Origin of the sequence: Kribbella sp. C-35, assembly GCF_046549195.1 — a bacterium.
Taxonomy (GTDB): domain Bacteria; phylum Actinomycetota; class Actinomycetes; order Propionibacteriales; family Kribbellaceae; genus Kribbella.
In genome coordinates this window covers 117,499-129,459 of the sequence record NZ_JAJPWG010000009.1, presented here as the reverse complement: position 1 = coordinate 129,459, position 11,961 = coordinate 117,499, and the positions used below count along the sequence as shown (strand labels likewise).

At 68.8% G+C, this 11,961-nt stretch carries 12 protein-coding genes; 9 read left to right on the top strand and 3 right to left on the bottom strand.

Going from position 1 to position 11,961, the window contains the following annotated elements; translation table 11 throughout:
- The first annotated feature begins 15 nt into the window (after nucleotides 1–15).
- The 3 genes from ftsY to ACLJOO_RS41560 all read left to right on the top strand — a co-directional run bounded on the left by ftsY (nucleotide 16) and on the right by ACLJOO_RS41560 (nucleotide 2,873).
- Nucleotides 16–1,215, top strand: a complete 1,200-nt coding sequence (gene ftsY, locus ACLJOO_RS41570) for a signal recognition particle-docking protein FtsY (protein WP_410793755.1) — start codon at nucleotides 16–18, stop codon at nucleotides 1,213–1,215.
- Nucleotides 1,216–1,276: 61 nt separating this feature from the next.
- Nucleotides 1,277–1,684 (top strand): YciI family protein, encoded by a 408-nt coding sequence (locus ACLJOO_RS41565; protein WP_410793753.1) that lies wholly within the window; start codon nucleotides 1,277–1,279, stop codon nucleotides 1,682–1,684.
- Entirely contained in the window at nucleotides 1,662–2,873 is a 1,212-nt protein-coding gene (locus tag ACLJOO_RS41560; protein ID WP_410793751.1) for an RNA polymerase sigma factor, read from the top strand. The genes ACLJOO_RS41565 and ACLJOO_RS41560 overlap by 23 nt, the downstream gene beginning before the upstream one ends.
- On the opposite strand, the gene ACLJOO_RS41555 is transcribed toward ACLJOO_RS41560, so the two are convergent.
- Both ACLJOO_RS41555 and ACLJOO_RS41550 read right to left on the bottom strand, forming a co-directional pair.
- The gene (locus tag ACLJOO_RS41555; RefSeq protein WP_410793749.1) at nucleotides 2,870–3,838 is read right to left on the bottom strand and encodes an asparaginase; all 969 of its coding nucleotides are present in this window, start codon (nucleotides 3,836–3,838) and stop codon (nucleotides 2,870–2,872) included. The two genes, ACLJOO_RS41560 and ACLJOO_RS41555, sit on opposite strands and share 4 nt — an antisense overlap.
- Nucleotides 3,839–3,849: 11 nt before the next feature.
- Nucleotides 3,850–4,425 (bottom strand): helix-turn-helix domain-containing protein, encoded by a 576-nt coding sequence (locus tag ACLJOO_RS41550; protein ID WP_410793748.1) that lies wholly within the window; start codon nucleotides 4,423–4,425, stop codon nucleotides 3,850–3,852.
- 77 nt (nucleotides 4,426–4,502) lie between these two features.
- Here ACLJOO_RS41550 and ACLJOO_RS41545 point away from each other — a divergent pair, with 77 nt between their 5' ends.
- From ACLJOO_RS41545 to ACLJOO_RS41535, 3 genes are read left to right on the top strand one after another with little or no spacing between them, the layout of a single operon-like run.
- Entirely contained in the window at nucleotides 4,503–5,450 is a 948-nt protein-coding gene (locus ACLJOO_RS41545; protein WP_410793746.1) for an NAD(P)/FAD-dependent oxidoreductase, read from the top strand.
- A gap of 27 nt (nucleotides 5,451–5,477) precedes the next feature.
- Nucleotides 5,478–5,921, top strand: a complete 444-nt coding sequence (locus ACLJOO_RS41540; protein ID WP_410793744.1) for a sigma factor-like helix-turn-helix DNA-binding protein — start codon at nucleotides 5,478–5,480, stop codon at nucleotides 5,919–5,921.
- Complete coding sequence (locus ACLJOO_RS41535; RefSeq protein WP_410793743.1) at nucleotides 5,918–7,153, top strand: hypothetical protein; 1,236 nt, start codon at nucleotides 5,918–5,920, stop codon at nucleotides 7,151–7,153. The genes ACLJOO_RS41540 and ACLJOO_RS41535 overlap by 4 nt, the downstream gene beginning before the upstream one ends.
- Here ACLJOO_RS41535 and ACLJOO_RS41530 read toward each other — a convergent pair.
- Nucleotides 7,142–7,756, bottom strand: coding sequence for a TetR/AcrR family transcriptional regulator (locus ACLJOO_RS41530; RefSeq protein ID WP_410793741.1), 615 nt, complete (start codon nucleotides 7,754–7,756; stop codon nucleotides 7,142–7,144). The genes ACLJOO_RS41535 and ACLJOO_RS41530 overlap by 12 nt on opposite strands.
- A 266-nt stretch (nucleotides 7,757–8,022) precedes the next feature.
- On the opposite strand from ACLJOO_RS41530, the gene ACLJOO_RS41525 reads away from it, so the two are divergent.
- Genes ACLJOO_RS41525 through ACLJOO_RS41515 form a run of 3 tightly spaced genes read left to right on the top strand, consistent with a single transcriptional unit; the run spans nucleotide 8,023 to nucleotide 11,960 of the window.
- Nucleotides 8,023–9,366 carry an ammonium transporter gene (locus tag ACLJOO_RS41525; RefSeq protein WP_410793911.1) on the top strand — a complete coding sequence of 448 codons (1,344 nt, stop codon included), beginning with the start codon at nucleotides 8,023–8,025 and terminating at the stop codon, nucleotides 9,364–9,366.
- Nucleotides 9,363–9,701, top strand: a complete 339-nt coding sequence (locus tag ACLJOO_RS41520) for a P-II family nitrogen regulator (RefSeq protein ID WP_410793739.1) — start codon at nucleotides 9,363–9,365, stop codon at nucleotides 9,699–9,701. Before ACLJOO_RS41525 ends, ACLJOO_RS41520 begins: the two co-directional genes overlap by 4 nt.
- Nucleotides 9,702–11,960: a [protein-PII] uridylyltransferase gene (locus ACLJOO_RS41515; protein WP_410793737.1), complete on the top strand. Its 2,259-nt coding sequence runs from the start codon at nucleotides 9,702–9,704 to the stop codon at nucleotides 11,958–11,960.
- Nucleotide 11,961 lies beyond the last annotated feature (1 nt).

Here is an 11,961-nt window from a genome sequence, read left to right as displayed (position 1 = left end):
TCAAGATGGGGAACCGTGACCCCACAGCTCGTTTCTCTGCTCACCGACCAGGCTCTCATCACGATCGTCGTGGTGATCGCGGTCGTTCTGGTCGTCGGAACCACTGGCCTGGTCGTCGCGCGGCGCCGCCGCGCCGAGCTGCCGTCGGAAGCCCCCAAGCCTGCAGTCGAGTCCGCTGGGGAGGCTGCCGAGCCCAAGGTCGGTGACGACGCGGAGGAACCGCGGGACACCCCGACCCGCACGCTGGAGGATACCGAGCTACCGGAGCCCGCGGCCGCCGAGACGCTCGAGAAGCCCGAGTCCGCGCAGGGCCGGCTGGTCCGGCTCCGCGCCCGGCTGGCCCGTTCGCAGGGCTCCCTCGGCAAGGGTCTGCTCGCGCTGCTCTCCCGCGACAAGCTCGACGAGGAGGCGTGGGAGGACATCGAGACCACGCTGATCACCGCGGACGTCGGCGTGGCGCCCACGCAGGAGCTGGTCGAGAAGCTGCGCACCCGCATGCGCGTCGAGGGCGTCGGCGCCGCCCAGGCCCGGGAGATCCTCCGCGAGGAGTTGGTGGCGCTGGTCGACCCGTCGCTGGACCGCTCGCTGAAGGTGAGCCGCAAGGACGGGCAGCCCTCCGTCATCCTGATGGTCGGCGTGAACGGCACCGGCAAGACCACGACCGTCGGCCGGCTGGCCCGGGTGCTGATCGCCGAGGACAAGCACGTCGTCCTCGGTGCCGCCGACACCTTCCGTGCAGCCGCCGCCGATCAGCTGCAGACCTGGGGGGAGCGGGTCGGTGCCCGCACCGTCCGGGGACCCGAGGGCGGCGACCCGGCCAGCATCGCCTTCGACTCGGTCAAGCAGGGCATCGAGGAGGAGGCCGACGTCGTCCTGGTCGACACCGCCGGCCGCCTGCACACCAAGACCGGCCTGATGGACGAGCTCGGCAAGGTGAAGCGCGTCATCGAGAAGTCCGCCGAGGTGGACGAGGTCTTGCTCGTCATCGACGCCACCACGGGCCAGAACGGCCTCACGCAGGCCCGGGTGTTCGCAGAGGTCATCAACGTCACCGGCCTGGTCCTGACCAAGCTGGACGGTACGGCGAAGGGCGGCATCGTGATCGCGGTGCAGCGCGAACTCGGCGTGCCGGTCAAGCTCGTCGGCCTCGGCGAGGGTCCGGACGACCTGGCCCCGTTCGAGCCCGAACAATTCGTCGACGCGCTGCTGGATTGATGTAGAGAACCCAGCACCGGCTCCGTCTCCCGGGTAAAGGCTCTACTAGGAGGAGAAGGACATGACCAAGTTCATGCTGCTGATGACCATGGATGGCGGCAACACCGACACCCCGATGCTGGAGTGGGACACGGCCGACATGAAGGCCCACATGGACCACCTGGGCGAGGGCATCGAGCGACTGCGGCAGAGCGGCGAGCTGGTGGAGGTCCAGGGGCTGACCTGGCCGTCGCACGCCAAGGTGGTGCGAGCGGCCAGCGTGACCGCGCCGGTGCTGACGGACGGTCCGTACGCCGAGTCGAAGGAGGTTCTGGCCGGCTACACGATGATCGACGTGGAGTCGGAGGAGCGGGCCTACGAGATCGCGGCGTGGCAGTCCGCCGCACCCGGACCAGGCGGCGTACCGCTCGAGCAACCGATCGAGGTCCGCCGCGTGATGGAGTCGGATGCCGATCTCCACGACTTCTGAACCGGACGGCGAGCTGGAGGACCTGCTGCGGGAGCTGACGCCGCGGGTCCTCGGCGCCGTCGTGCGCTGGTCCGGTGACTTCGCAGCGGCCGAGGACGCGGTCCAGGAGGCCCTGCTCGCAGCAGCGACCACCTGGCCGCGGGACGGCCGGCCGGACAGTCCGAAGAGCTGGCTGATCCAGACGGCCTCGCGGCGGCTGATCGACGAGGTCCGCCAGCAGCAGGCCCGTCGGCGCCGTGAGGAGCGGGCGGCGCTGCGAGAGGTACCGGCCGGCGAGGTCGAGGAGCACGACGACACGCTGCGGCTGCTGTTCCTGTGCTGCCACCCGACGCTGACACCGGCTTCGGCAATCGCGCTGACACTGCGGGCAGTAGGCGGCCTCACTACCGCCGAGATCGCCACGGCGTACCTCGTACCTGAGGCAACGATGGCGCAGCGCATCAGCCGGGCGAAGTCGAAGCTCAAGGGCTCCAGCTTCGAGCTGGACGCCGACCCGGACCGGCTGCGCAACGTGCTGCATGTGCTGTACCTGATGTTCAACGAGGGCTACACCAGCACCACTGGTCCGGAGCTGCACCGCAGCGACCTCTCCAGCGAGGCGATCCGTCTCACTCGCGCCGTCCGGACTCAGTTGCCGGACGACGGACAGGTCACCGGACTGCTTGCTCTGATGCTGCTGACCGACGCCCGTCGCACAGCCCGAACCGGTGAGGGCGGGGAGATCATCCCGCTGGCAGAGCAGGACAGGTCGCTGTGGGACCACGACGCCATCACAGAGGGCGTCGCTCTCGCGGTGGAGGGGTTCAACGCGACTCCGCTGGGCGAGTACCAGATCCAGGCAGCGATCGCCGCACTGCACGACGAGGTGGACCGCGCCGAGGACACCGACTGGCCGCAGATCCTCGGGCTGTACGGCCTCCTCGAAGACCTGTCCGGCAACCCGATGGTGAAGCTCAACCGGGCGATCGCCGCCGCCATGGTGGACGGACCGGACGCCGGCCTGAAGCTCCTTGCCCCGCTGGACGACGAGCTAGCAGGCCACTACCGCCTCGACGCCACCCGCGGACACCTCTACGAGATGCGCGGCGACCGCGAGACCGCCGCCGAACACTTCCGGGCGGCGGCCCGCGGTACGACGAGCTTGCCGGAGCGCGACTACCTGATGACCAAGGCCGCGTCGCTCAGTTAGCTGTACTGCGCGAAACCTGCGGTGAGGTCGTCGTCCGTTGCCAGGAGCAACCGGAGCAGGATGCGCGCCTTGTACGGGTCGAGGAACCCGCCGTCGATCAGGCCGCGCTGCAACAGGTCGACTTCCGATCCGGGGGAGTCGTACGTGGCGCGGACGATCGAGCCGGCGCCGGTCCGTGACGTGAGGACGACCGGCATCCGGGCCGCCAGCTCACCGAGAACCGGTGCGAGCGCGGCCGGCACGTGTCCGACGCCGTACCCGGCTACGACGAGCCCCTGGTGTGTGTCGGCCAGGCCCTGCAGCAGCAGACCGTCGTCGTCCAGCGTGACGGTGTAGAGCGCGACGTGGATGTTGTCGAGCTCAGCAGGTTCAGCACTGCCCTGTACGCCGTCCAACCGCAGAGGGCGCGTGAGTACGCGGACCTGGTCTTCGACGACGTGGCCGATCGGACCGGTGTTCGGTGACACGAACGTCGCCGTACTCGTGCTGTGGGTCTTGCGCACCCAGCGGGCCGCGTGGATCTCCTCCTTGAAGACGACCAGTGCGCCCAGGTCACGGGCCGCGGGAGAGCAGGCGACACGCAGCGCGGCCAGCAGGTTCGCAGGGCCGTCGGGACCGGCCAGCGTCGGGTTGCGCATCGCACCGGTGAAGACGAGCGGCTGCGGGTGCGGCCAGACCAGGTCGGCCAGGAACGCACTCTCTTCCAGGGTGTCGGTTCCCTGGGTGACGACGACTCCCACAGCTCCGGCGGCGACGGCCTTGGAGGCGACGTCGACGACCTCGAGCAGCTTGGCGGCCGTCAGGTTGGCGCTGGGAACCTTCTCGATGTCCTGGATCTCGACCGCATGGCCGAGCCCAGACGGCCCAGTGAGCCCGGGCATCGCGGCGGTGAGGTCGTCACCGGTAAGGCGACGGGCACCGGCCATCGAGATGGTCCCGCCCAGCGTGAACAACGCGACGCTCACTAGGTCTCTCCTCAGGTAGTGCGAGCTCTGACGTGCATCCGCTCCCCTTGCGGGCCGTAAAGACATAGCACCTCGGTCGGTCCAGGTCCCGGATTGGAGAACCAATGCGGCACCCGGCAGTCGAACTCGACCGCCTCGCCCTCCTTGACGATGAAGTCCTGGTCGCCGAGCTTCAGCCGGATGCGGCCCGACAGCACGTAGAACCAGTCGTAGCCCTCGTGGGTCTTCTGCACCACGTCATTGCCCGGATAGCCCGCCGGCAGGATCTGCTTGAACGCCTGCAGCCCGCCCGGCCGCCGGCTCAGCGGAATGTGCACGGTGCCGTGCCGCTTGATCGGCTTCTGGTAGATCCGCGGGTCTCCGGTCGGCGGTGCGTCCACCAGCTCGTCCAGCTGCACCTGGTGCGCCCGGGCCAGCGGCAGCAGCAGTTCCAGCGTCGGTCGCCGCTGTCCGGACTCCAGCCGGGACAGTGTGCTCACCGAGATGCCGGTCGTCTCGGACAGCTGGGCCAGCGTCGTGCCACGCTCGCTCCGGAGCGCCCGCAACCGCGGTCCGACCGACTCGAGCACGTCCTCATCGTTTGCCATACCGGCAACAATACTTGTCGAAAATGAAAATCACGACGCATCCTCGGTTCAGACGCTGAGAACAGAGGAGTCCAGAGATGACGAAGTACGACGTGATCGTGATCGGCGGCGGCGCGGCCGGGCTGAGCGGGGCGTTGGCGCTGGTTCGGTTCCGCCGGTCGGTGCTGGTGATCGACGACGGTACGCCGCGCAACGCGCCCGCCGACGGCGTGCACAACTTCCTGACCCGGGACGGCGTACCGCCCCGGGAGATCTACGCGATCGGCCGCCAGGAGGTGCAGCGGTACGGCGGTGAGTTCGTCGACGGCACCGTGACGACGGCCTGGCGCGACGACGATGGGTTCACGGTCGAGCTGGCCGATGGTACGACGTACCGGAGCAGGCGACTGCTGGTGACGACAGGGCTGACTGACGTGCTGCCCGACGTACCTGGGCTGGCGGAGCGGTGGGGGAAGGACGTGGTGCATTGCCCGTACTGCCACGGCTGGGAGGTACAGGACCAGGCCATCGGTGTGCTGGCGACCAGTTCGATGGCAATGCACCAGGTGCAGCTGTTCCGGCAGTTGAGTGATGACGTGACGCTGTTCCTGCACACTGCGCCGGAACCGACCGAGGAGCAGTGGGAGGAGCTGGCTGCGCGCGGAATCGCTGTAGTACAAGGGAAGGTCGAGCAGGTCGAGATCAACGACGACCGGATCACCGGTGTCCGGCTGGAGGGCGGCAAGGTCGTGCCGCGGCAGGCACTGGCGATTCAGACGACCATGCGGGCGCGCGCCGGCTTCCTGGCCGATCTGGGGCTGGAAACCACCCTGGTGGAGGCGAACGGAGTAGAGGTGGGTACTGCGGTCCAGGTCGACGCCATGGGCGCCACGCAGGTCCCTGGTGTTTTCGCCGCCGGGAACGTCAGCAACCCGATGGCTCAGGTCATGCCGTCCGCAGCGGCCGGATTGGCGGCTGCTGGTGGTATCAACTTCGATCTGATCAGCGAAGAGACGCGTCTGGCAGTAGCAGCGCGCAGTAGTTGAGGAGTTGAATAGAGGCCGGGAGGGTGGATGCACGACACGGTCGACCCGGACTTCGCCTCGTTCGTCGATGCGCGGCAGGGCAGATGGCTCCGTACGGCGTACCTCGTGTACGGCGACCTGCACCGAGCCGAAGAGCTACTGCTGCGCGCTTTCACGCAGCTGTCCGTGCGCTGGACCAGGGTGGACGACCCGGACGCCTTCGTCCAGCGCATGCTCTACCAGCCGGCCATGCGGCCGTGGAACCGGGCGAAACCGTTCCCGGACGAGGTAGACCCGGTGAAGCTCGCACTGGCCGAGCTGACGCCCACACAACGCACAGTGTTCGTGCTGCTGCACCTGGAGGAGCTGACCGAGTTCGAGGTGTCTGAGCTGCTCGGTCTCTCGCACACCGCCGTCCACGCGCACGGCATGAGCGCCTTCGGCCGCTTCCGTACGGCGCTGGGCGCGGGGGACTGGCGTGATGCCGGATGAGACGGGAGGACGTGCAGCCCCTGCTGCTCCAGGCGGCCGACGAGCTACCGGAGCCTGAGCTGGCCGACGCAGCGTGGGCAGCCGGCGTGAGAGTCAACCGGCGCCGGCGCCGTACCGTCGTGATCAGCGTGATCGCCGTCATCATGCTGGCGATCGTCGCGTCGATCCTGATCGAGGTGGGTACGTCGGGCAACGCCGACATCACACCCCCGACGACTCCGCCCGGGTACATCGAAGCCGCCGGCAAGATCAGCGGGATCGACTACTGGGTCGCGCCGCCGCCGGGCAGCGAGCGCTTCCTCGACCGGCTCGCTACCCCGCTCGGCGATCGGCTGGAGTTGCCGGACAAGGTCCGTCCGCTGGCGAAACACACGCTCGACAGCGTCGCGGCCGTCGTTCTGGTGAAGCAAGGTGACCGCTACGCACCGGTGCTGCTCGGCGCGGACGGATCCTGGGCCCGGGCGGACGTCGGCCTCGCCGCGGTCGGCGGCGAGTCGCCACTCAGCCCGGGAGCGATCTCTCCGTACGGCCGGGTCGTCGCGTTCCCCCAGCCGGGTGAGCTGATCACGGTGAACGCGTCGACGGCCGAGGTCTCGCGCTTTCCCCTGCCCGCCGGTGACTTCCGCAGCGTGTCCTGGGTGCAGGACGAGCAGCGCGTGCTGATCAGCGGGCCCGATGCCGCGTACCAGGTGGTCGTCGGAGAAGGCGGTGACGGAGAGCAGGCGGTGGTCCAGGTCTCCGCAACGAACGATCCGAACGAGGCCACCTCGCCGTACCGGATCCAGACCGGCGCCGTGATGCGGTACCTGTTCAACGGCCGGTGGATGGAGGACAGTCCTCTCACCCTGCCGGTCCGGTCCTGGCAGGGCCAGACGATGTCGTCGAACTCCGCCGCGGCACGGGTCTTCATCGCGGAGAAGCTTCCTGAGGTTCCGACCAGGGTTTCGCAGCCTCAGGTGCTGGCCGCGATCTCCACGCTGCGGACGCTGCCCAGCCGGCTGCTGGTGCTCGGGGAACCACAGGACAGTCCCCCGACCTACGAGGGGACGGGGGATCGCCAGTTCGTGCGTGAGGCAGGCTGCTGCGTCGTACTCGGCTGGTACGACGACAGCAACGTTCTGTTCCGGGTCCACGGCTGGGTCTTGGCCTGGAACCTTGACAGCGGACGGGTCCGGCGCGTCACCGAGCTGGACGTGTACCAGGTGGCTCTGGGCCCCGGACTACGGCTCTGAGACAGGCATCTCGAGTACTGCGCGCAGAGTGACGTCGGCCAGGCGATCGGCGTCTTCGGTCGGCGGCATCGGCTGTCCGGTCAGGGCTCGGATCACGAACACCCCGGCCATCCACTCGACCATCAGCACCGGGTCCGCGGTGCTCTTGATCGGTTCGCCACGCGCCCGTGCGCGCTCAAGTGCTTGCCGGGTGAGCTCGATCCGGCGCTCCAGTACACCTCGGTAGATCGCGGCGGACCGCTCGTCGCGGTTCGCCTCCGAGACCGCCAGGCGAATCATCGCCCGGCCGTACTCGCTGTTCGCGAACGCCAGTGCGACGCGGTAGACCTGGCGCAGGTCTCCCGCGATCGAACCGGTGTCCGCGTCCGGGATCTCCAGGTCGAACAAATCGGCCATCGCGTCGTTGGCGAGCAGCTCCTTGCTGGCCCACCGCCGGTAGATCGTCGCCTTGCCGACCCCCGCGGCCTCGGCGACGTCGTCCACCGTCATTCCTTCGAATCCCCGCTCCAGGAGCAGTTGCACGGCGTACCTGCGGATTCTCGGCTCCGCTTCCGGGTCCCGTGGTCTGCCGCGGCGCGGCCTCACCCCGTGGTTCGTCTCCATTTCGTCGTTCCCCAGCTCAGACGGGTGCAGTGGCGCGGCTGCGGGCCCGTGTGGTCCAGGCCAGAGTGCCACATGTCGGCCTCCGGTGAGCCATGTCACCTCGATGTCACCTGGGAGGGCGCTTTGTCACATGCCTGAAACAAACGGACCGATCGGTTGAAACCGCGCGCCGACACCGTTTGCCCTGTGGCTGAGCGCGGGCTCCCCGGCGTTGTGGAGTTCTCCCGACTGAGGACGCCGGCCACTCCCCTGGATCGATGGAAGGGATGACGTTGATGGAGATCAACGCCGGCGATACCGCCTGGGTCTTGGCAAGCGCCGCCCTGGTGATGCTGATGACACCGGGCCTGGCTTTCTTCTACGGCGGCATGGTGCGCGTGAAGAGCGTACTGAACATGATGATGATGAGTTTCATCACCATCGCCGTCGTCACCGTGTTGTGGGTGGTGGTCGGCTTCTCGCTGACGTTCGCCGGTGACAACGGGCACGTGATCGGCGACTTCTCCGAAGTCGGCCTGAAGGGCCTGCTGGCGCCGGAGGCGGTGAGCGGAACGACGCCGACGCTCGCCTTCGTCGCGTTCCAGTTGATGTTCGCGATCATCACGCCCGCGCTGATCTCGGGTGCCATCGCCGACCGCGTCACGTTCCGTGGCTGGATCGCGTTCGTCGTGGGCTGGACGTGCCTGGTGTACTTCCCGGTCGCGCACTCGGTCTGGTTCCTCGACGACGGTAACGGCGGCTGGATCGGCGACAAGCTGAAGGCGATCGACTTCGCCGGCGGTACGGCGGTGCACGTGAACGCCGGTGCTGCCGCGCTCGCACTGGCGATCGTGCTCGGCAAGCGGATCGGCTGGAAGAAGGACCCGATGCGGCCGCACAGCCTGCCGCTGGTGCTGCTCGGCGCCGGGCTGCTGTGGTTCGGCTGGTTCGGCTTCAACGCCGGCTCCGCGCTCAGCGCCGGCACCACCGCCGCGGTCACCTTCGTCAACACCCAGGCCGCCACCGCCGCCGCGGTGATCGGCTGGCTGATCGTCGAGCGGATCGTGCACGGCAAGGCGACCACGCTCGGTCTGGCCTCCGGTGCGGTCGCCGGTCTGGTCGCCATCACCCCGTCCTGTGGCGCGGTCACCCCGATCGGCGCTCTCATCCTCGGTCTGCTGGCCGGTGGCGTCTGCGCCTTCGCGGTCTCGCTGAAGTACAAGCTGGGCTTCGACGACTCCCTCGACGTGGTCGGCGTGCACCTGGTCGGTGGTCTGTTCGGCTCGCTGGCGATCGGCTTCCTCGGTACGGCGGCGGCGCCGTCGGCGGTCGACGGCCTGTTCTACGGTGGCGGTGCCTCGCAGTTGGGCAAGCAGGCTCTCGCCAACCTGGCGGTCGGTGTCTACTCCTTTGCGGTCGCCTTCATCCTCGGCAAGGTGATCGACAAGACGATCGGCTTCCGGCTCAAGGAGGACGACGAGGTCACCGGTGTCGACCAGGTCGAGCACGCCGAGACGGCGTACGACTACCTGGGTTCCTCCGGTCTGCGCGGCATCACTGCTCGCCCGGCCCCGGCCGAGACCGAGAATGGGACCACCGAGACTTCGGAGAAGGAAGGTGTCAAGGCATGAAGGTGATCACCGCGGTGGTCAAGCCGCACAAGCTGGACGACGTCCGGGCCGCGCTCGAGACGTTCGGTGTCACCGGCATGACGGTCACCGAGGCGAGCGGCTACGGTCGGCAGAAGGGCCACACCGAGGTCTATCGTGGCGCGGAGTACGAGGTGGACCTGGTGCCGAAGGTGCGGCTCGAGGTCGTCGTCGAGGACGGTGACAGCGCCGACGTGGTCGATGTGATCGTGAAGGCCGCGCAGACCGGCAAGATCGGCGACGGCAAGGTCTGGGTCACCCCCGTGGAGACGATCGTCCGGGTCCGCACCGGCGAGCTGGACGGAGACGCACTCTAGATGGTCGATCGAGCAGAGCAGCGGCGCGGGCGTGCCGAAGAGGCCGACGCGCTGCTGCAGCTGCTGCTCGCAAAGGCTTGTGACGCCCTCGGTGTACCCACCGAGGGCGTCGCCCTGGTTGCGGTGGGCGGCTACGGGCGTGAGGAGCTGTCGCCGTACAGCGATCTCGACGTGATGCTCGTGCACGCCGAGGGGTACCCGCGGATCGACGAGCTGGCTGCCCAGATCTGGTACCCGTTGTGGGACTCCAGGACCAAGCTGGACCACAGCGTGCGCACGCTGGCCGAAGCGCAGCAGGCCGCGGCAGCCGACGACCGTGTGGCCCTGGGGCTGCTGGACGCGCGGCACGTCGCGGGGGACTCGCACCTGACGCTGCAGCTCCGGTCGGTGCTGATGGCCGACTGGCGGCGTACGGCGCGGTCCCGGATGCCCGGACTGGCGCAGGCGTGCCGTGACCGGGCGTCCACGGTCGGAGAGCTCGCACATCTCGCCGAGCCCGACCTGAAGGAGGCGTACGGCGGTCTGCGCGATGCCGTCGTACTGCGGGCCTTGGTGGCGTCGTGGTTGGTCGACGTACCGCACCCTGTGCTGGAGCGCGCGCGGCGGGACCTGCTCGAGGTCCGCGACGCACTGCACGAGGTGGCTGGTCGCGCGACCGACAGGCTTGTTGCCGACCTGGCCGGTGAAGTGGCGGCTGGGCTCGGGATGTCGGGGCGGGACGAGTTGCTGCGGCACGTGTACGCGACGGGCCGGACCCTGGCGCACGTGTGCGACGTGTCCTGGCGGCGCGTCGAGAGCTTGATGACCAAGCCGCCGCGGTCCAGGCGCCGTCAGCGCAGCGGTGGGCCGTTGCTGCTCGCACTGGACGAGGGTGTGGGCCAGCACGAGGGCGAGGTCGTGCTGATGCCGGACGCGCGTCCGGAGCGGGACCCCGTGCTCGGACTACGTGCTGCTGCAGTTGCTGCGGACCGTGAGCTCGTCCTGTCGCCTGCTGTCTGCGCGCGGCTGGCAGCGTCGGCTGCCGACCTGCCCGAGCCGTGGCCGGGGGAGGCGCGGCGGTTGCTGTGCGCCCTGCTCGGTGCGGGCAACGGACTGCGTGAAGTGTGGGAGGCCTTGGATCAAGCCGGGTACATCTCCCGGATCCTGCCCGAATGGGACGCCGTACGGTTCCGGCCACCGCAATCGGCGATCCACCGGTTCACCGTCGACCGGCACCTGCTGGAGACCTGCGTCGAAGCGTCCGCGATGGTGCGCGACGTACGGCGACCTGACCTGTTGCTGGTGGCTGCTCTGCTGCACGACCTGGGGAAGGCGCTCGACGGCGACCACAGCGTCACCGGTGCGGGCATCGCCGCTCGGGTCGCCCGTCGCATCGGCTTCAGCGAGGCTGACGCGGACACCATCACCCTGCTGGTCCGACAGCACCTCATGCTCGCGCAGGTCGCCACCCGGCGAGACCTGGAAGACCCGATGACTGTGGACATGGTCGTCGGCATAGTGCGCAGCACCGAGACACTGGACCTGCTGGAGGCCCTGACATACGCCGACGCGCGCGCCGCCGGTCCGGCCGCGTCGTCGCCGTGGCGGATGCGGCTGGTCGGTGAGCTGTGCCGGCGCGTGCGTGGTGAGCTGGCTGGTGGCGGCGAGAGCATGTGGACCGAGGCGCCGCCCGTTGCGGTGCCCGTGCTGCACCAGGTGGTTGGTGTGGGGCGGCTCGGCGTCACGGTGTCCGACCATCATGGCGACCTGCGAGTGAACGTCGCCGTACCCGATCAAGTGGGAACACTGTCGACCGTTGCCGCCGTACTCGCAGTGGAGCGGCTGGCGGTCCGGTCCGCGGTCATAACGTCCGTCGACGGGCTGGGCATCTCGCAGTGGACCGTCGCTGGATCGCCTCCCGATCCGGTGCGGCTGCGGGACCGGCTAGCGGTGGCACTGCGTGACTCGACCGACGTCGTACGGCGGTTGGCTGCACGGGACTCGTCGCGCGCTCGTGTCGCGAGTCGTGTGGACCTGTTGCCGGAGGCGTCGGAAACAGCCACGGTGCTGCAGGTGCGCGCCCACGACCGTCCCGGCCTGCTGTACGACGTCACGGCAGCGATCGCCTCCACTGGCGCGGACATTCGCTCCGCACACGTCAGCACGCTCGGTGCGGAGTGTGTGGACGTCTTCTACCTCACCGACAGCCACGGCGCGCCGCTCGAATCCGAGGACGCGCGGACAACCGCAAAGTCAGTCCTGGATCGCCTGACCTTCTAGT